An 18197-nucleotide genomic window follows, 5' to 3' on the forward strand; every position below is an offset into this window, starting at 1 on the left:
AATTCAATAGATTCATTACTTTTTCCATGTCATAATAAAGACATAAGAAAGCTAATTAAAACTACAACTTATTAGGAGAGTGTCAGTCATGATTGTAACAACAACTTCTGGAATTCAAGGTAAAGAGATTATTGAGTATATTGATATTGTAAATGGTGAAGCTATTATGGGTGCAAATATTGTCCGCGACTTATTCGCTTCTGTTCGTGATGTTGTCGGTGGTCGTGCTGGTTCTTATGAAAGCAAGCTAAAAGAAGCTCGTGATATCGCAATGGATGAAATGAAAGAACTTGCAAAACAAAAAGGTGCAAACGCTATTGTTGGTATTGACGTAGATTACGAAGTTGTTCGTGATGGAATGTTAATGGTTGCTGTAAGTGGTACAGCTGTACGTATATAAGTAAATAAAAAACAGGCTCACCCCTTGAAGTTTATGCTTTGAGGGGATTTTTTGTTTTTCTTTTGTTCATGACTAAAGTTAAAATAGAGAAGGGCCGACGTACTAGCTCGCTTATATCAAATGGAGTATATTATTTCTGAAGATAAAAGTAATAATATGGAAAAATATATATTTAACGAAGATGTTAACTTTATGACAAATAATAAAATTGTTATTTGAGATAATGAGAGAATTAGTGGTATGAATAAGTTTAGAGAGTGTATAGTTGATAGAAATAAACGATGAAGCATGTAAAGAGTTATATTACATAAAATTTATTATGAATGGAGGCGGTTACAATATGTTTTGGTTAGGATGTTTTTTAGGATATATTGTAGGTTCCGTTATTACATGTGCGCTACTTTACTTTGGATATAGATCCCATGAAAATAAAAAAGCGGATATGCAAAAGGGGGAGGAGAGGAAAATCAATAAAAAAGGTGTATAGTAGGCGAAAGGTAAGGTGATAGTGTTGATACAAAAATAAAGGACAGTACATATTGTATATGACTACTATGTACTGTTCCGCTTATTCTTTTTGGATTATGAGAGGTTGTTTCCTGTCTTGCTATAAAATTCATAGGCGAAAAACCCCAATAAATAGCCGATTCCGGATCTTAAACTAATGGAAAGTAGTGAGAAATCCGGGGAAAACGTGCCGAAAATCAAACCGATTATACAGCCAACGAGCATTCCCATTGGTATGAAACTATCTAATAAAACTTGAGCGTTTTTTGACTTTTTCTTACCTAATGTGCCGTTGTTATATTTATGTTTAAGCCTTCCAATCACATATACTACAATTCCTCCGGCTATTACAACAGGCGCAATTGCTGTGAGTAACCACATGTTAGAATCTCCTTTCACCGTTTAACCTAATTATACCAGATACTTACAATTGGGTGTTCCTGAACGTACTATCTAGTCTACTATTTAAAAGGCCAATCAAAAAGACTTCTTCGATTGTAGTTAATAACTCGTCAAAAACACCTTCCCTTTCGTTTTCTCAGCAGACTGCACAACATCAACCGCCGTTTTTACATCCGCTAAGTCATATGTAGAATGGACTTTCATAAAACGTAATTGCTTATTTTCTACTAGACGAATTAAGTGACGAAACGTCTCCTGCCATTTATATGGTGACACTTCTTTATTCCAATGTCGTAAATGAAATATGTTAGCGTGCACTTTTGCTTTCGTGACAATCTCTGCCCAGTTTACTTGTACACCTGATAGAAGACCAATCGTTAAAAAGTGCCCGTTTGGACGTAAGGAGAAAGCTAATTCATTTCCATCTGGTCCTCCGATAGAATCAATCGCAGCATCTGCACCGATCCCGTTTGTTAATTCCATAACTGTTTTGTGAAGCGGGGCAGTGGAAGTATCTATTACATAATCGGCACCAAGCTGAAGTAATTCCTCTGTATGTTTACTATTTCTTGTCACTGCAATGAGTCGGAAATTCAAAATTTGTGATAACTGTGCAAATAGGTGACCAATAGCGGATCCACAAGCATTCACTAATAAAACATCATCCCGTTGTAAGTTTAGCGTTTCTGTACATGTAACCCACGCTGTAAGAGGATTAATATACATTTGTGCCGCTGTGAAATCATCGATGGAATCAGGAATAGGAATTACAAAATCAGCTGACGTCTTCACATATTCTTGCCAAGTACCTTCTCCGCGTAACGGTAAAACACGTTTGCCGATAAGGTCTTTAGAAACAAAAGAGCCCACATCTTCTACAATACCAACCCCTTCATAACCAGGTATGTTAGGTAACGGAATTCTATGTGCATACGCTCCGGTAATGGGAATTAAGTCAGATGGATTAATTGGTCTAACTAACATACGGACTAAAACTTCATTTTCTTTTAGTGGTTCTATATTTTTATATTCCACTTGTAATACATCTTTTGGGTTGCCAAACTTGTGAAATTGAATGTGTTTTCCGTGCAAAGTAATGTTCCCCCTTAGTGTAGTTGGATTTATTATAGCATTTTCAGCTTGGATGCTTACTTTGTTAAATATATAAGGAATAGAAATTAAAAAAAGGGAGTAAACATGAAGAACTAGCCCAATAAAAACTAAAGTTGAAGGCACCCGAAAGAGTGCTTTTATTTTGTTTTTATAAATATAATTTAAAGATTATACATAAATGGGGGAGTCAGCATGAATAAAAAGATAATCTGGGGAATTTTAGGGGTTATTGTAATTATCATAGCCCTTGTGAGTATAAACGTATTACAAGAAAATGCTAAAGAAGCAAAAGAAAAGAAGGAACGTGAAGCTAGATATGTTCAAGCGGCAGCGGAATTTTATTATAATATTGAACTAATGGGGTTTGTTGCTACTTTTGTTTTACCGCAATATTCCGAGGTTTGGTCTAAAGCTATTGATGATCGCCGAGACTTTAACGTAGCTATTCATGCTAAGAGAAAATCTCTAAATTCAATGGTGGCTCAATCTTCTGTAATATATAGCGATATGGAAGGTCAATTAAAAACAATGTCTGAAGCTGCAAAAGAAAATCCAAATAAGTACAAAGAACTTTATGATGAATACAAAAAGATGTACGGAACCATTACATCTTTAAAGGAACAAACAGAATCACCTAGTGGGACTCTGGTGGCATTTAACCAAAATGCAAATATGTTACTCCAAGAATACAAGAAATATAAAGGGAATATAGATGTGGCTGTATCTGAGGATATAAAAAATGAAGTAGAGAAGATAAAAGAAAAAAATAAAAAATAATTACAAAATAAAATATATGGCTTAAAAAACAATTATTCATTCTGTTATATAGTTAAGGCATTAAAAGTTTGTGGTGGAGGAAGTCTAAATGGAGCTATTTAAAGGGAAAGTTGTTTGTCCAAGATGTGATGGAAATGGTCTCGTTTATAAAGCAGAAATTAAAGATATAAATAAAGTTGTATATGTTTGTGATGAATGTGACGCAACGTGGTTTCGGAATGATAGGTTTGGAATGGATAATTTAGTGGACTATGAGACGTTTCTTGAGGAGAATTCATTGTCTTATATGAAGGCGAATGTTATTCATTTAGGCTATGATTGGTACGAAGGATAGTAAATTTTTCAAAAGCAAGAAGCTACTTGAAAAGTAGCTTCTTCTATTTTTTATTAAGCTGAAGCCTTCTTCATTCTCTCAAGTAAACTAGATAACACATGCGTACGATACGATTCTAGTTTTTTACCTTCATAAGTACGGATACCTAATTTTTTAAGTTCTTTTACATACCAACCTTTGCTTCCGAAATACATGTGATCGCTCCCCTTCAACTTTGTTTTATTTATCCTGATTGCATATGGAGGTACAGGTAATATAATGAAGGAAATGAATTTCGCGCGAAAATGGTTAACTTTGTTGCAAAAGACATATATACTAAAGATAGTATACAACGAGGTGGACAAGACGTGATTATAGAGAAGCACGAAATTCAAATTGACCAAATTACGAGCGGTAAAGTGAATATCTTTACTTTCTATAGAAATAGAAAGCAAGTAGATGATCATTTTTTACGATTGCAAGAACCATCGCTTACAGCAAACTACTTCTTCCATTTTCATTTTGATGCAGAGAGCTTGCATCTACTGCAGAAAGAGTTTCCAAGCGTATATCCGTACGACGGTAGTGAAACGATTCACGACTGGACGGAAAAGATGAAAGCAGAATTGCAGCATCAGATCCAAACAGGTAAATGGAATAAACGCGTACGTATCGGTAATCGCATTCTAGATGTGGTATTTACGTGGTGTGACGAAGATATAGTAGAGTGAAAAAGAAGCGGATGACGCTTCTTTTTTTAGCGCTGGAATAAAACGAGCTTACCTGCAGTAGATGTACAGCGATGTGTTTTTTCATACAATCCTTTTTCTTTTAAAATAGATTCACCTTTTGCTTTCGCTTCTTTTTCAGTTGCCGCCTCGAATGATTCATCTAATGCTTTTGAACCATCTTTTTCAAAGACTGTTAGAACGTATACTCCCATGAAAATTCCCTCCAATAATAAAAATCAGAATCTTATAACTATTTTGGCATAAATCGCTAGAATATGCAAAGAAATATATGACATTGCGTGTTACAATAAGGTGAAACTTTAATCAGTGGGGAGTTTTTTATTTCCTGCTTATTACTAGTTTTCACCAATTGAGCATGTATTGTTTGTGTTCATGCGGATAAAATGAAACTTTTGAAAGATAGAAAGGATCGTTATTTGTGAAACAAGTGAAGTTTATACATGCGGCTGATTTGCATTTGGATAGTCCGTTTAAAGGGATGGAGATGAATGTACCGCAGTCTGTTTGGGAGAGAATGAAGCAGAGTACGTTTGAATCGTTCGAACGTATTGTTGATAAAGCGATTCAAGAGCGCGTTGATTTCGTATTACTAGCCGGGGATTTGTATGATGCGGAGACGAGAAGTTTGAGGGCGCAAGTGTTTGTGCGTGAGCAAATGAAGAGACTTTCGCAGTACGATATCCCTGTTTTTATTATTCACGGTAACCATGATCATTTAGGGGGAAGCTGGGCTGCAATTGAGTTTCCGGAAAATGTTCATGTGTTTACGGAGCCTTATGTAGAAGAGAAATCATTTTATAAAAATGGTGAGCTGTTAGCTTCTGTTTACGGGTTTAGTTATTTGCAGCAAGCGGTAACGGATAATATGACAGCGCAGTATACGAAAATGAGTGATGCGCCTTTTCATATTGGTATGCTTCACGGAAGTGTGGAAGGAGATGCAGAGCATAATCGCTATGCACCGTTTCAAATTCGTGAGCTGAAGGAAAAGCAGTTTGATTATTGGGCTCTTGGCCATATACATAAACGTGAAATTTTATCAGAAGAGCCATATATTATTTATTCGGGGAACATACAAGGGCGTCATCGTAAGGAAACAGGTGAGAAGGGTGCGTACCTTATTGAGCTTACGAAACAAGGAACGCATTGCTCATTTTTCCATACGGCGGATGTTGTATGGGATGAGATAGAAGTAAATATTGATGGGCTTGAAACTGTCGATGACCTTATGACGGCAGCATCAAGTGCGATGAATGAGTGCCGAAGAGAAGAGGAAGGGACGCTACTAACTGTCGTATTTACAGGACAAGGCCCACTTTCTCCTTATTTGCGTGATGAAAAGCGTGTGGAAGAGATTTTTCATATTTTAGCATCTGGAGAAGAGCGAAAAGATTTTGTATATGCGATGAAGTGGAAAAATGAGACGGTTTCGTTTGCGGAAATCGAACGTTTGAAAGAAGAAAATCATTTCGTCGGTAGTGTGCTGAAGGAGTTAGAAGCTTTCAACAATATGGACGGCGTGTTACGCACGATTTGGACATCTCCTGTAGCGCGTAATAGTATTGAATCTTTTACAGAAGAAGAGAAGAAAGAGATTCAAAAGGAAGCGGAAAATATTATTTTAGAACAATTATTCCAGCAAGAGAGGGATAAGAAATGAGAATAGAAAAACTCCATATTTATGGGTATGGAAAATTAGAAAATGTGGAAATGGATCTGTCAATGCTGACTGTTTTATACGGTGAAAATGAAGCGGGGAAATCGACAATTCGCTCATTTATGAAAAGTATTTTATTCGGTTTTCCAACGAGAGGACAGCGCCGTTATGAGCCGAAAGAAGGCGGCAAGTACGGCGGTGCGATGACTGTGGAAACAGAGAAGTACGGCCGTTTGAAAATTGAACGGTTGCCAAAGACGGCAGCTGGCGAGGTGACCGTTTATTTTGAAGACGGGAAAACGGGCGGCGAGGAAATTTTACACGATATATTAAGCGGGATGAATGAAAGTTTATTTGAATCAGTCTTTTCATTTGATATGCACGGCCTTCAAAATATTCATCAGCTTGGCGAATCGGATATCGGCAATTATTTATTTTCAGCAAGCGCAGTTGGAAGTGATGCATTATTGCAGCTCGATAAAAAGCTAGAAAAAGAAATGGATCAACGCTTTAAACCGAGCGGGCGTAAACCAGAAATTAATGTGTCACTACAAGAGATGAAGAAACTTGAAGAGAAGATGAAAGAGTGGCAAGGGAAAATTGGCACGTATGAAAAACAGGTCGAGCAGTTAAAAGAAAGTGAAGAGAAACTTGCTACTGTTCGCGTAGAAAAAGAGAATGCAGAAAAGCGAAAGCAAGATTATGAAATATTAGCAGCGCTAGAGCCTCTCGTTATTGAAAAGCGTGCGCATGAGAAAGTGTTAGAAAACGAGAACGGGCAGTTTCCTGTGAACGGAATGGCGCGCTATGAAGCGATTAAGGCGAAGATGGAGCCGCTCCAGTTGCAAGTTGACTCGCTCTATAAAAAAATAGAGAATGTACAATCGGAAATTGAATCGATTCAAATAGATGAAGAGTTTTTACAAAAAGAAAGTTACGTGGAAGAACTTCGTATGCAGCATATGTCTTACGAAAATGCACGCCAAGAAATGCGTGATATGACAGGAAGTATTGCGAATATAAAAGAAGAAATCGCAGAGCTAGAGCAACAAATCGGTGCTACTTTTGAAAAAGAAACAGTTCTTTCGTTTGATTTGAGCTTGGCAACGAAAGAGTTAATTACGCAAACAGTGCAAAAGGCGCGCGAATTAGAAACGCAAAAAGTACAGCTTGATGATCGCTTTAAAGTAGCGCAGGAGCAATTAGAAGAACAAGAAGAAAATATAAGACAGGTCCAGAAACAAATGTTAGCGGATGAAGAGCGAAATGCGTTAAGTGAGAAAGAGAAGTCGTTTCAAGATGCGGCGTTTATTGGTATGGGCGCTGAGAGAATGAAGCGCAAATATGAGGAAAAAGCAGGAGCAGCGGTGCAAAAGAAAAAACAGTGGCAAAGAATTTGTCTTCTGTTACTTCTTATTAACACAGGCATTTTATTTACGAGCTTATTTATGGACAACCGCCCGCTCTTATTTATTAGCGTCATTGTTTTTGTAGGGATTGTTCTTGCCCTTGTTTTATATAAAGATCCGTCAAGTGGATTACAAGAAGAGCTTCTAACTCTTCAGCAAAGTGCTGGCGGGAGACAAAGTGAAGAAGCGATGTCTGTGCGCTATGAGTTAGAAAAAGACGAAGAGATTCGTAAGCTATTTGAGCGAGAGTCTTATAAATTGCAGCAAATGGAGCGAGCGTATGATAAAGTCGTTTCATCGTATGAGGAATGGGAGAGAGAAACGTTCCGCATTAGTGAACAAGTTAATGCATATAAAGTACGCTATATGTTCCCTGAATTTTATACGTATGCACACATATTGCCGGCGTTTGAGCGTATGGAAAAAATACAACAATTATATCGAGAATTAGAAAAGCAAGGCGCGCGGAAATCTTCATTGTATGAAATGATTTCGCAATTTGAACATAAACTAGAAACTGTTATCGGTAGCGCGGAGTATAGTAAGCTGCACGAGGCGCAAAGTCGTATGCAACATGAGAAAGAGAAACGCCGAACTTGTAAGCAGTTAAAAGAGAAGCTAGCTGAATGGCAAGAAGAGTATGCGTTTATGCAAGAGCAATTGAAACAATTGTTAGTAGAACGAGATAGCTTATGGCATATCGCACATTCTACAGATGAAGAGATGTTTTTAGAAGCAGGTAAACTGGCAGAAAAACGTGAAGATGCTGAGAAACAAGTAGGGCGTTTATTACCGCAAATTGATCTGTTAGAACAACGCTTAACGAGTTTATCATTAGCTGAACATTATGAGGCTGACGGTTATGATGAAAAATTAAAGCAAGAAATAACAGCCGCGCAAAACTGTCTTACGAAAGAGAAAGAATTGACAGAGCGCATTGCGAAACATCGTATGGAAATTGCGAATTTAGAAGAAGGTAGTACGTACGGTGATTTAATGCATGAATGGGAAATGAAAAAAGCGCAAGTGCGTGAACAAGTGAAGAAATGGGCTGCTTATGCGGCCGCAAAGACAGTGTTAACGAAAACGAAACAATATTATCATGAAGTACATCTTCCTCGTATTTTACAAAAATCAGAAGAGTATTTCGTCTATTTAACAGGCGGACGATATAGTAAAATCTTTTCACCGTCAGAGGCGGAGCCGTTTATTGTGGAACGTAACGACGGTATGCGTTTTTACAGTCATGAACTAAGCCAAGCGACAGCGGAACAGTTATATTTATCGCTGAGATTTGCATTAGCGAAAACATTCGAGCATGATTATCCATTTATTATTGATGATAGTTTCGTACATTTCGATGCGGTAAGGACGAATCGCACAATTGAACTAATAAAGGAAATCGCAAAAGATAGACAAGTCATCTTCTTTACATGTCACGCTCATTTATTATCGTTCTTTACAGAAAAGCAGATTATAAAATTAACGCATAAGCGTAAAGAAAATGAGTTGTAGTGTGCTATACTAAAAGTAACTGATTTGGTGGAGGAATTCGAATGAAAAAGAAAATTGCAGAATATGAAGTTGGTGAACAAGTCGATGTTTTCTTGTTAATTAAAACAGCGACAAAAGGTCTAGCAAGCAATGGAAAGCCGTTTTTAACAGTAATCTTACAAGATCCAAGTGGAGATATTGAAGCGAAATTGTGGGATGTATCACCAGAAGTTGAGAAACAATATGTAGCAGAAACAATCGTTAAAGTAGCTGGAGATATTCTAAACTACAAAGGACGTATTCAATTACGTGTGAAACAAATCCGAGTTGCAAATGAAAATGAAGTAACAGACATCTCGGACTTCGTAGAAAAAGCACCAGTGAAAAAAGAAGATATGGTTGAAAAGATTACGCAATACATATTTGAAATGAGAAACCCGAACATTCAGCGTCTAACAAGACATTTATTAAATAAGCATCAAAACGAATTTTTAGAGTACCCAGCAGCGACAAAGAACCATCACGAGTTCGTATCTGGACTAGCTTATCACGTCGTATCGATGCTTGATTTAGCGAAAGCTATTTCAAATCTATACCCATCGTTAGATAAAGACTTACTGTATGCGGGCGTTATTTTACATGACCTTGGTAAAGTAATCGAATTATCTGGCCCAATTTCTACAACGTATACGTTAGAAGGAAATTTACTAGGTCACATTTCGATTATGGTGAACGAAATTGGTAAAGCAGCAGACGAGCTGCAAATCGATGCAGAAGAAGTATTAATTCTTCAACACATCGTCCTTTCTCACCATGGAAAAGCAGAATGGGGTAGTCCAAAACCACCATTAGTAAAAGAAGCAGAAATTCTGCACTACATCGATAACTTAGATGCAAAAATGAACATGATGGACCGTGCATTAGGACGCACAAAACCAGGTGAATACACTGAGCGTGTCTTTGCACTTGATAATCGTTCGTTCTATAAACCGACGTTCCATAATTAATAGTGTGAATAAAGTGGCCTCATTAAGTGTTAATAAGCTTAGTGGGGCTATTTTTATAGGAAGTAAATAATACGATACAAAAAATATCTTGAATTTGAGATAAATTACTTGCTTTTTAATCACTTGAGGTGTAAAGTGATAGTAACGAAAGCGATTGAGTCATATGAAAAACATACACTCACTTGCTTTCGACTTACAAAACAAAGTAACTTATGCAGTAAAAACTAAGATGAATTTACAAAAACATAATTAAGAATAAATTGAAACGCTAAAAACCATATTAGTTGTGGGAAATGTTATTTTTTTATTTATCACTTGACTAGTAAAACGAAACGGAGGAATAAACAATGTATGAAATTAAAGGGCATCATCACATTTCAATGGTTACGAAAAATGCAAATGAAAATAATCACTTTTATAAAAATGTACTTGGTTTACGTCGCGTGAAAATGACAGTAAACCAAGATGATCCATCAATGTATCACTTATTTTATGGAGATAAAACAGGAAGTCCAGGTACGGAATTATCATTTTTTGAAATTCCTTTAGTAGGAAAAACGTACCGCGGTACGAATGCCATTACTCGAATTGGATTACTCGTTCCTTCCGAGGAAAGCTTACATTACTGGAAAGAACGATTTGAGGAATTTGATGTAAAACATAGTGAAATGACAACATATGCAAATCGTCCTGCTTTACAATTTGAGGATGCTGAAGGTCTTCGCTTAGTACTACTCGTTTCAAACGGAGAAAAAGTGGAGCACTGGGAAACGTGGGAGAAATCAGAAGTTCCTGTACAGCATCAAATTCAAGGAATGGGTTCTGTGGAAATGACGGTGCGTAGACTTGATAAACTGGCGAGTACATTAACAGACATATTTGGTTATACAGAAGTTAGCCGAAATGACGAAGAAGCGATTTTCCAGTCTATTAAAGGAGAAGCCTTTGGAGAAATCGTTGTGAAATATTTAGATGGTCCTACTGAAAAGCCAGGCCGCGGTAGCATTCACCATTTAGCAATTCGTGTGAAAAATGATACAGAGCTTGCTTATTGGGAAGAACAGGTGATACAAAGAGGTTTCCAATCTTCAGGAATCATCGACCGTTTCTATTTTAAAAGCTTATATTTCCGTGAATCAAACGGAATCCTATTTGAAATTGCGACAGATGGACCAGGATTTACAGTTGATGGAGATGTAGAACATTTAGGAGAAAAACTTGATTTACCGCCGTTCTTAGAAGAAAAGCGAGCAGAAATTGAAGCGAAATTAGCACCTATTGAAGAGAAATAATAGAAGAGAAAATATACAATTTAAAACTATTGGAGGAATATAAAATGAACCAATTAAAAGGAATTCACCACGTTACAGCGATTACAAGTAGTGCAGAAAAAAACTATGAGTTTTTCACTCACGTTTTAGGAATGCGTTTAGTTAAAAAAACAGTAAACCAAGATGACATTCAAACGTATCATTTATTCTTTGCAGATGATAAAGGTAGTGCAGGAACAGATATGACATTCTTTGACTTCCCAGGTATTCCAAAAGGAGTACACGGTACAAATGAAATTTCAAAAACGTCATTCCGTGTTCCAACTGATGCAGCATTAGCATATTGGGTGAAACGTTTTGACCGTCTTGAAGTGGAACATACAGGTATTAAAGAGCAATTTGGTAAGAAAACTCTTTCTTTCGTTGACTTTGATGATCAACACTATCAATTAATCTCAGATGAATTAGATAATGGGGTAGAATCAGGTACACCGTGGCAAAACGGTCCAGTTCCATTAGAATACGCAATTACTGGTTTAGGACCTGTATTTATCCGCATCGCAAACTTTAGTTTCTTTAAAGAAGTGTTAGAAAAAGTTTTATTATTTAAAGAGATTGCGCAAGAAGGAGAATTCTATTTATTTGAAGTAAACGAAGGCGGAAACGGTGCTTCTGTCATTGTAGAACATAATACGGTTCTTCCAGAAGCACGACAAGGTTTTGGTACAGTGCACCATGCTGCATTCCGCGTAGAAGATCGCGCTGTATTAGAAGAATGGATCGAAAGAATCAGTAGCGTTGGTCTTCCTTCATCTGGCTATGTAGACCGCCATTTCTTCGAGTCATTATACGCAAGAGTTGCACCACAAATTTTATTTGAATTTGCAACAGATGGCCCAGGATTTATGGGAGATGAGCCATACGAAACACTTGGCGAAAAATTATCGTTACCTCCGTTCTTAGAGCCAAAACGTGAAGAAATTGAAAAATTAGTTCGTCCAATTGATACAGTAAGAAGCACGAAGGAATTTATTAAAGAGTAACAATAGAGAGAATAAGTAGGAGAGCAAGTAGTTTTAGCGGAACGCTGAAACTGCTTGTTTTTTTGTTTTCGCTTTATAAGTATTTTGCTAAAATGAATGTAAAACTGATGGAGGAATAGAATGACGAAAATAAGTGGGTATACTTGTAGATGCTGCGGTACATATCATGAAGAAATTCCAACGAGCTATGGATCATCAGCGCCTGTTTATTATTATGATGCTGAACCTGAAGAGCGAGAAGATAGATTTGAAATGAATGATGATTTATGCGTGATGGATGGAGAACACTTCTTTATGCGAGGGAGTATTGAAATTCCTATCATTGGTACAGATGAACATTTCATATGGGGTGTATGGGTTTCGTTGAGTGAAGCGAATTTTGATAAGGTGAATGAACACTGGGATAAGCAACAATTATTAGAGCCGATGTTTGGTTGGCTTTCAACGAATTTACCATATGAATTGGAAACAGTCAGTTTAAAAACGATGGTTCATCCAAGAGCCGATGGCATTCGTCCTTATATTGAACTAGAGCCGACAGACCATCCTCTAGCAATGGAGCTTAGAGAAGGAATAACGATGGAACGGGTACAAGAAATAGCGGAACAACTGTGTGTAAATAACGAGAATGATGAGGAAGAGTGCTGATATTTGTTCAGTGCTCTTTTTATTATATGGGATAAAATAATTGACTTACTTTTTGTTTGTAACTATAATGGTTACAAAGCAACTGTTAGTGATGGCAGTGAGTAATATTTTTTTAGTATGATTGTAACCGTGATAGTTACGATTAAAATTAATCATAAAACAACCAAATAATGTAAAAACTTTAAATAGCAACTTGAGAAAGGAGACGGGAATTTTGAAACGGTTTAAGTTTTATATGATTAGCGGTATTGTGCTCGTTTTGTTAATTGTTTGTAACTTCGTTGATAAGCCGATTGCGAAGGTTGGAGAAGTGAAAGATACTGTTATGATGAAGCTGAATACGAAAGAGAGTATGGCGCAAATTGACGGGCAGACGATTTATTTTAAGAAAATTGGTGAGGGGAAGCCGCCTTTACTTATGCTGCACGGGTTTGGTGGTTCATCTGATGGATTTAGTGATATTTATCCGGAACTAGCGCGAGATCACACGATTATTGCGGTTGATATTTTAGGGTTTGGACGTTCTTCTAAGCCGATTGATTTTGAGTATTCGTTTCCTGCGCAAGTGAATTTATATTATAAGTTAATGAAGAAGCTCGGATACGATCAATTCGCAGTACTTGGTCATTCGATGGGCGGAGAGATGTCTCTAAATTTAGCGTATTTATATCCGGATGCAGTAACGCATCTCGTTTTAGCGGATTCTACAGGAATAGAGTCTTTCCAGCAAAAAGAAAGTTATGAAGTGCCGCCGCTATCAACGGATCTTCAAACGGTAACGGAGATTACGGATTACAATAAAAATGAAGTGAAAAATAGTCGCGACGATAAAGAGCATTATGATCAGCTGACGAAAATGAGAGAGCGCCGCATCGCGATGGAAGCAGACAAAATTAAGGTACCGACTTTAATTATATGGGGCCGACACGATAAGAGCGTTTCTTGGAAAAATGGTGAGTTGTACCACGAGTTATTTGCAAATAGTACGTTTCATATTATTGAAAAAGGATACCATGCGCCGTTTCGTCAGGAACCAATTGAGTTTATGGAATATGTACAAGCATTTTTCTCGAAGCATCCACAATAAAATAAGCATAAATCCACTTCTTTCCTCATACAGTGAAACTAATAAGGCTTGTCTAAGGAAAGGGATGAAGTACAGTGGAAACTTTACCATGGTGGGTGTATCTTGTAATTGTCGGGATCGTATTAAGTGGCTACATGGTTTTATATACTTCAAAAAAAGAGCAAGAGATGGATAATGAGTTTATCGAAAAAGAAGGCGAAGTATATATGAAGCGCTTAGAAGAAGAGCGAGAGAAACGTAATCAGGATAGTGATAAGGATTCTGTTTTATTATAATTATGGGAGCGTGGATAACATGTCGTTATCCACTTTTTTATTTTCTGAAATATATCGAACACAACTTGAAATATATCAACGATTTTTTCAATTTATCGACGATTCGACATGAGATATCGACTTACCGACAAGAAACGACAATGTTAAGAAGCACGATTATTGTTCGGGAAATTATTATAGAAGAAAAATATATGGAATTGACACAATACATAGCGCCATTACAACCTGTAACGTAAAAGTCGCACAGCTAACGCAATGACAACTCGCTTTACTCTTCATGATGTATTTGTCCATACTAGGCGTAGAGAGGTGATAAACACAGTATGATTTTTAGTGAACGCTTAAAACAAGAACGAGAAAAACGAAATTGGTCGCAAAATGATTTGGCTGAAAAAATTCATGTAAGTAGACAATCTGCTTCGAAATGGGAGACGGGAAAGAACTATCCGAGCATTGAAATTATTATTCATATAAGTGATCTGTTCGGTATTACGATTGATGAATTACTAAGGAGTGATGAAGAGTTGACGCAGAAAGTTATTGAAGATAGTAAGCAATTGGCGCATCCAAAATGGAAGGTGTTTTTTGATAGTTTATTTATGATGGGCGTATTTTTGTTTGTTACAAAAATCATTGTGTGGATGCTAAATAAGTTTGCCGGAGAGAGCATTACAATTATAGCGGATGCACCGTATGTAATGAATTTTTTACCGCTCTTATTAATGGTTATAGGTGGTATGGGATCTGATAAGTTGAAGAAAATATATAGGTAAGAGAAAGTTTTGAAAGAAATCCCCGACACTAGCTGTTCTTTTCACTTAAATTGTGTACTATAAAGGATAGGATGACATAGAGAAGGGGACATATAGAATGGAATTTCATGAGCAAAAGATTTTGCCGGCAGTGAGGCAAATTAAAGATTTGGAGAAGTTATTACATAGTTCGTATGAATATATCGTTATTTTAGATATTCATGTTGGTCAATTGAAGAGTGTTATATCACTTGCGAAGCAATATTGTAAAAAGGTATTTTTACATGTGGATTTAATTCATGGCTTACAGAGTGATGGGCATGCGACGGAGTATTTATGCCAAGAGTTTAGACCGTACGGATTACTTTCGACAAAGGCGAGCGTGATTATGAAGGCGAAGCAAAAAGGTGTTGTGGCAATTCAGCGTATCTTTTTAATCGATTCGAGTGCAATGGAGAAGAGTTGCAATCTTTTAGAAAAGACGAAGCCGGATTATATAGAGGTGCTTCCGGGAGCAATGACGGACATTATCGCTGAAGTGAAAGAACGTACTGGTGTACCGATTTTGGCGGGTGGTTTTATTCGTACAGTGGATGATGTGGAGAAAGCGTTAAATGCTGGTGCGACAGCAATTACAACATCAAAACGCGAACTATGGAAACATTACCAAAAAAAGTGACGAAAATGTGAATATTTACGTTGACACCGCTTTCATTTACAGTTAACATTATAGACAAGTTAATAAACGTGACGGAGAAAAGTAGAGATCCACATTTCATTGTTTCTATATAAATTTATATAGAAGCGTGCAAAGCTGTGGGTCTTTTTCTTTTGACAAAAACGAATGGCCATTCATTTTACCTCTATCACATTTGGAAGCGTTTAAATTGATTGTGGAGGGATACTATGTCAGCATTTTTAGGAGAGTTAGTAGGGACTGCGTTGTTAATCTTACTTGGTGGCGGCGTTTGCGCTGGTGTAAGTTTAAAGAAGTCGTTTGCAAAAGATTCAGGTTGGATTGTTATTACGATGGGCTGGGGCTTAGCGGTAGCGGTTGCAGCGTATGCAGTTGGATCAATTAGTGGGGCGCATTTGAATCCGGCTTTAACGATAGGATTAGCATTTAAGGGAGCGTTCCCATGGAGTGACGTACCAGGTTATATCGCAGCACAAATGATTGGGGCAATTATCGGGGCAGTTCTTGTATATTTACATTACTTACCACACTGGAAAGAAACAGAAGATCCAGGAACAAAATTAGGTGTATTTGCAACAGGTCCAGCAATTCCGAACACATTTACAAACCTTTTAAGTGAAATGATTGGAACATTCGTTTTAGTATTTGGTATATTAGCAATTGGAGCAAATAAATTTGCAGATGGTTTAAATCCATTTATCGTAGGTTTCTTAATTGTAAGTATTGGTTTATCATTAGGTGGAACAACAGGATACGCGATTAACCCGGCTCGTGATTTAGGTCCGCGTATCGCACACTTCTTCCTTCCGATTGCAGGAAAAGGCGGTTCAAACTGGAAGTATGCATGGATTCCAGTAGTAGGTCCGATTTTAGGTGGATCACTTGCAGGATTATTCCATCAAGTTGTATTTGAGGGAAAACAAAATGCAGCACTTATTTATGTGATTATTGCAACTGTGATTGTACTAGCAATCTCTTATATGACAAGTAAAAAAAGTGAAAGCAATACAAATAGTAGAAAAGTAGCATAGGGGGAAACCGATATGAAAAAATATATTCTTTCTTTAGACCAAGGAACAACTAGCTCACGCGCAATTCTGTTCAATAAAAAAGGTGAAATTGTTCATTCAGCTCAAAAAGAGTTTACACAACATTTTCCAAAGCCAGGTTGGGTAGAGCATAACGCGCAAGAAATTTGGGGATCTATTTTAGCAGTTATCGCAACTTGCTTAAGCGAAGCAGATGTAAAACCAGAACAAATCGCTGGTATCGGTATTACGAACCAACGTGAAACAACGGTTGTATGGGATAAAACAACTAGTAAACCAATTTACAACGCAATCGTATGGCAATCTCGCCAAACAGCTGAAATTTGTGATGAGTTAAAAGAAAAAGGTTATGGCGAAATGGTTCGCGAAAAAACAGGTCTTTTAATTGACGCATACTTCTCTGGTACAAAAGTAAAATGGATTTTAGATAACGTTGAAGGTGCAAGAGAGAAAGCAGAAAATGGCGATCTATTATTCGGAACAATTGATTCGTGGCTTGTATGGAAACTATCTGGTGGTAAAGCACACGTAACAGATTACTCAAATGCAGCACGTACGTTAATGTTTAACATCCACGACTTACAGTGGGATGATGAGCTTCTAGATATGTTAACAGTACCAAAGAGCATGCTTCCAGAAGTACGTCCATCATCTGAAGTTTATGGAGAAACAATTGACTATCACTTCTTCGGTCAAAATGTACCGATTGCAGGTGTAGCTGGTGACCAACAAGCAGCATTATTTGGACAAGCTTGTTTCGGTGAAGGTATGGCGAAAAATACTTACGGAACTGGTTGCTTCATGTTAATGAACACTGGTGAAAAAGCAGTAGCTTCTGAACATGGCCTATTAACAACAATTGCATGGGGAATAGATGGTAAAGTAAACTACGCATTAGAAGGAAGTATTTTCGTAGCAGGTTCTGCAATTCAGTGGTTACGCGACGGAATGCGCATGTTTAAAGATGCAAGTGAGAGTGAAGTGTACGCTTCTCGCGTTGAATCAACTGACGGTGTATACGTTGTACCAGCATTCGTAGGTTTAGGTACACCTTACTGGGATAGTGAAGTACGCGGCGCTATGTTTGGTGTAACGCGCGGTACGACGAAAGAGCATTTCATTCGTGCAACGCTAGAATCTTTAGCTTACCAAACGAAAGATGTATTATGCGCAATGGAAGCAGATTCAGGTATTGAATTAAAAACATTACGTGTTGATGGCGGAGCAGTTAAAAATAACTTCTTAATGAAATTCCAAAGTGATATTTTAGATGTTCCTGTAGAGCGTCCAGTAATCAATGAAACAACGGCTCTAGGTGCAGCATACTTAGCTGGTCTTGCGGTTGGATATTGGAAAAACCAAGATGAAATTAAATCACAGTGGCATATGGACAAACGCTTTGAACCAACGATGGAAGCGGAAACAAGCGAAGAGCTATATGCTGGATGGAAAAAAGCAATTGAAGCAACAAAAGCTTTCAAATAATCATAAACAGTGTTATAATGGTGACAAGTTAATAATTCGGTAGGAGATTTGGAGAGACC

Annotated in this window: 20 protein-coding genes; 16 read left to right on the top strand and 4 right to left on the bottom strand. The window is 37.3% G+C overall.

The window, feature by feature from the left end; all coding sequences use genetic code 11:
• Positions 1-88 precede the first annotated feature (88 nt).
• Positions 89-400 carry a YbjQ family protein gene (locus ATN06_RS05285; RefSeq protein WP_000637510.1) on the top strand — a complete coding sequence of 104 codons (312 nt, stop codon included), beginning with the start codon at positions 89-91 and terminating at the stop codon, positions 398-400.
• Positions 401-982: 582 nt separating this feature from the next.
• On the opposite strand, the gene ATN06_RS05290 is transcribed toward ATN06_RS05285, so the two are convergent.
• Both ATN06_RS05290 and ATN06_RS05295 read right to left on the bottom strand, forming a co-directional pair.
• Positions 983-1288 carry a hypothetical protein gene (locus ATN06_RS05290; protein ID WP_060629814.1) on the bottom strand — a complete coding sequence of 102 codons (306 nt, stop codon included), beginning with the start codon at positions 1286-1288 and terminating at the stop codon, positions 983-985.
• A 120-nt stretch (positions 1289-1408) separates the two neighbouring features.
• Complete coding sequence (locus ATN06_RS05295; protein WP_060629815.1) at positions 1409-2401, bottom strand: zinc-dependent alcohol dehydrogenase family protein; 993 nt, start codon at positions 2399-2401, stop codon at positions 1409-1411.
• A gap of 213 nt (positions 2402-2614) precedes the next feature.
• Between ATN06_RS05295 and ATN06_RS05300 the strand changes: the two genes are divergently transcribed.
• On the top strand, positions 2615-3199 hold the full coding sequence (locus tag ATN06_RS05300; protein WP_060629816.1) for a hypothetical protein: 585 nt from the start codon (positions 2615-2617) through the stop codon (positions 3197-3199).
• 88 nt (positions 3200-3287) lie between these two features.
• The gene (locus ATN06_RS05305; protein WP_060629817.1) at positions 3288-3533 is read left to right on the top strand and encodes a hypothetical protein; all 246 of its coding nucleotides are present in this window, start codon (positions 3288-3290) and stop codon (positions 3531-3533) included.
• Between the two features lie 53 nt (positions 3534-3586).
• On the opposite strand, the gene ATN06_RS05310 is transcribed toward ATN06_RS05305, so the two are convergent.
• Entirely contained in the window at positions 3587-3727 is a 141-nt protein-coding gene (locus tag ATN06_RS05310; RefSeq protein WP_000273536.1) for a YflJ family protein, read from the bottom strand.
• 153 nt (positions 3728-3880) lie between these two features.
• Here ATN06_RS05310 and ATN06_RS05315 point away from each other — a divergent pair, with 153 nt between their 5' ends.
• Positions 3881-4243, top strand: a complete 363-nt coding sequence (locus ATN06_RS05315; protein WP_000582799.1) for a hypothetical protein — start codon at positions 3881-3883, stop codon at positions 4241-4243.
• A 26-nt stretch (positions 4244-4269) separates the two neighbouring features.
• Here ATN06_RS05315 and ATN06_RS05320 read toward each other — a convergent pair whose 3' ends face one another.
• Positions 4270-4455 carry a YhzD family protein gene (locus ATN06_RS05320; RefSeq protein WP_000539548.1) on the bottom strand — a complete coding sequence of 62 codons (186 nt, stop codon included), beginning with the start codon at positions 4453-4455 and terminating at the stop codon, positions 4270-4272.
• A 227-nt stretch (positions 4456-4682) separates the two neighbouring features.
• Between ATN06_RS05320 and ATN06_RS05325 the strand changes: the two genes are divergently transcribed.
• From ATN06_RS05325 to glpK, 12 genes are all read left to right on the top strand, one after another.
• Entirely contained in the window at positions 4683-5924 is a 1242-nt protein-coding gene (locus ATN06_RS05325) for a metallophosphoesterase family protein (protein ID WP_060629818.1), read from the top strand.
• Positions 5921-8845 (top strand): ATP-binding protein, encoded by a 2925-nt coding sequence (locus ATN06_RS05330; protein ID WP_060629819.1) that lies wholly within the window; start codon positions 5921-5923, stop codon positions 8843-8845. Before ATN06_RS05325 ends, ATN06_RS05330 begins: the two co-directional genes overlap by 4 nt.
• A 41-nt stretch (positions 8846-8886) precedes the next feature.
• Positions 8887-9831: a 3'-5' exoribonuclease YhaM gene (gene yhaM, locus ATN06_RS05335; RefSeq protein WP_000726652.1), complete on the top strand. Its 945-nt coding sequence runs from the start codon at positions 8887-8889 to the stop codon at positions 9829-9831.
• Between the two features lie 347 nt (positions 9832-10178).
• Positions 10179-11123: a ring-cleaving dioxygenase gene (locus ATN06_RS05340; RefSeq protein ID WP_060629820.1), complete on the top strand. Its 945-nt coding sequence runs from the start codon at positions 10179-10181 to the stop codon at positions 11121-11123.
• Positions 11124-11167: 44 nt separating this feature from the next.
• Complete coding sequence (locus ATN06_RS05345) at positions 11168-12145, top strand: ring-cleaving dioxygenase (protein ID WP_060629821.1); 978 nt, start codon at positions 11168-11170, stop codon at positions 12143-12145.
• 120 nt (positions 12146-12265) lie between these two features.
• Complete coding sequence (locus ATN06_RS05350; protein ID WP_060629822.1) at positions 12266-12793, top strand: DUF2199 domain-containing protein; 528 nt, start codon at positions 12266-12268, stop codon at positions 12791-12793.
• A gap of 214 nt (positions 12794-13007) precedes the next feature.
• Positions 13008-13880, top strand: coding sequence for an alpha/beta fold hydrolase (locus ATN06_RS05355; RefSeq protein WP_060629823.1), 873 nt, complete (start codon positions 13008-13010; stop codon positions 13878-13880).
• A gap of 74 nt (positions 13881-13954) precedes the next feature.
• The gene (locus ATN06_RS05360) at positions 13955-14155 is read left to right on the top strand and encodes a sporulation YhaL family protein (RefSeq protein ID WP_000449229.1); all 201 of its coding nucleotides are present in this window, start codon (positions 13955-13957) and stop codon (positions 14153-14155) included.
• A 323-nt stretch (positions 14156-14478) separates the two neighbouring features.
• Entirely contained in the window at positions 14479-14928 is a 450-nt protein-coding gene (locus ATN06_RS05365; protein WP_060629824.1) for a helix-turn-helix domain-containing protein, read from the top strand.
• 97 nt (positions 14929-15025) lie between these two features.
• The gene (gene glpP, locus ATN06_RS05370) at positions 15026-15586 is read left to right on the top strand and encodes a glycerol uptake operon antiterminator GlpP (protein ID WP_060629825.1); all 561 of its coding nucleotides are present in this window, start codon (positions 15026-15028) and stop codon (positions 15584-15586) included.
• A 227-nt stretch (positions 15587-15813) separates the two neighbouring features.
• Positions 15814-16635 (top strand): glycerol uptake facilitator protein GlpF, encoded by an 822-nt coding sequence (gene glpF, locus ATN06_RS05375; RefSeq protein WP_060629826.1) that lies wholly within the window; start codon positions 15814-15816, stop codon positions 16633-16635.
• A gap of 12 nt (positions 16636-16647) precedes the next feature.
• Positions 16648-18138: a glycerol kinase GlpK gene (glpK, locus tag ATN06_RS05380; protein ID WP_060629827.1), complete on the top strand. Its 1491-nt coding sequence runs from the start codon at positions 16648-16650 to the stop codon at positions 18136-18138.
• Positions 18139-18197: the final 59 nt, after the last annotated feature.

Origin of the sequence: Bacillus thuringiensis (assembly GCF_001455345.1) — a bacterium.
Taxonomy (GTDB): Bacteria; Bacillota; Bacilli; order Bacillales; family Bacillaceae_G; genus Bacillus_A; species Bacillus_A thuringiensis_N.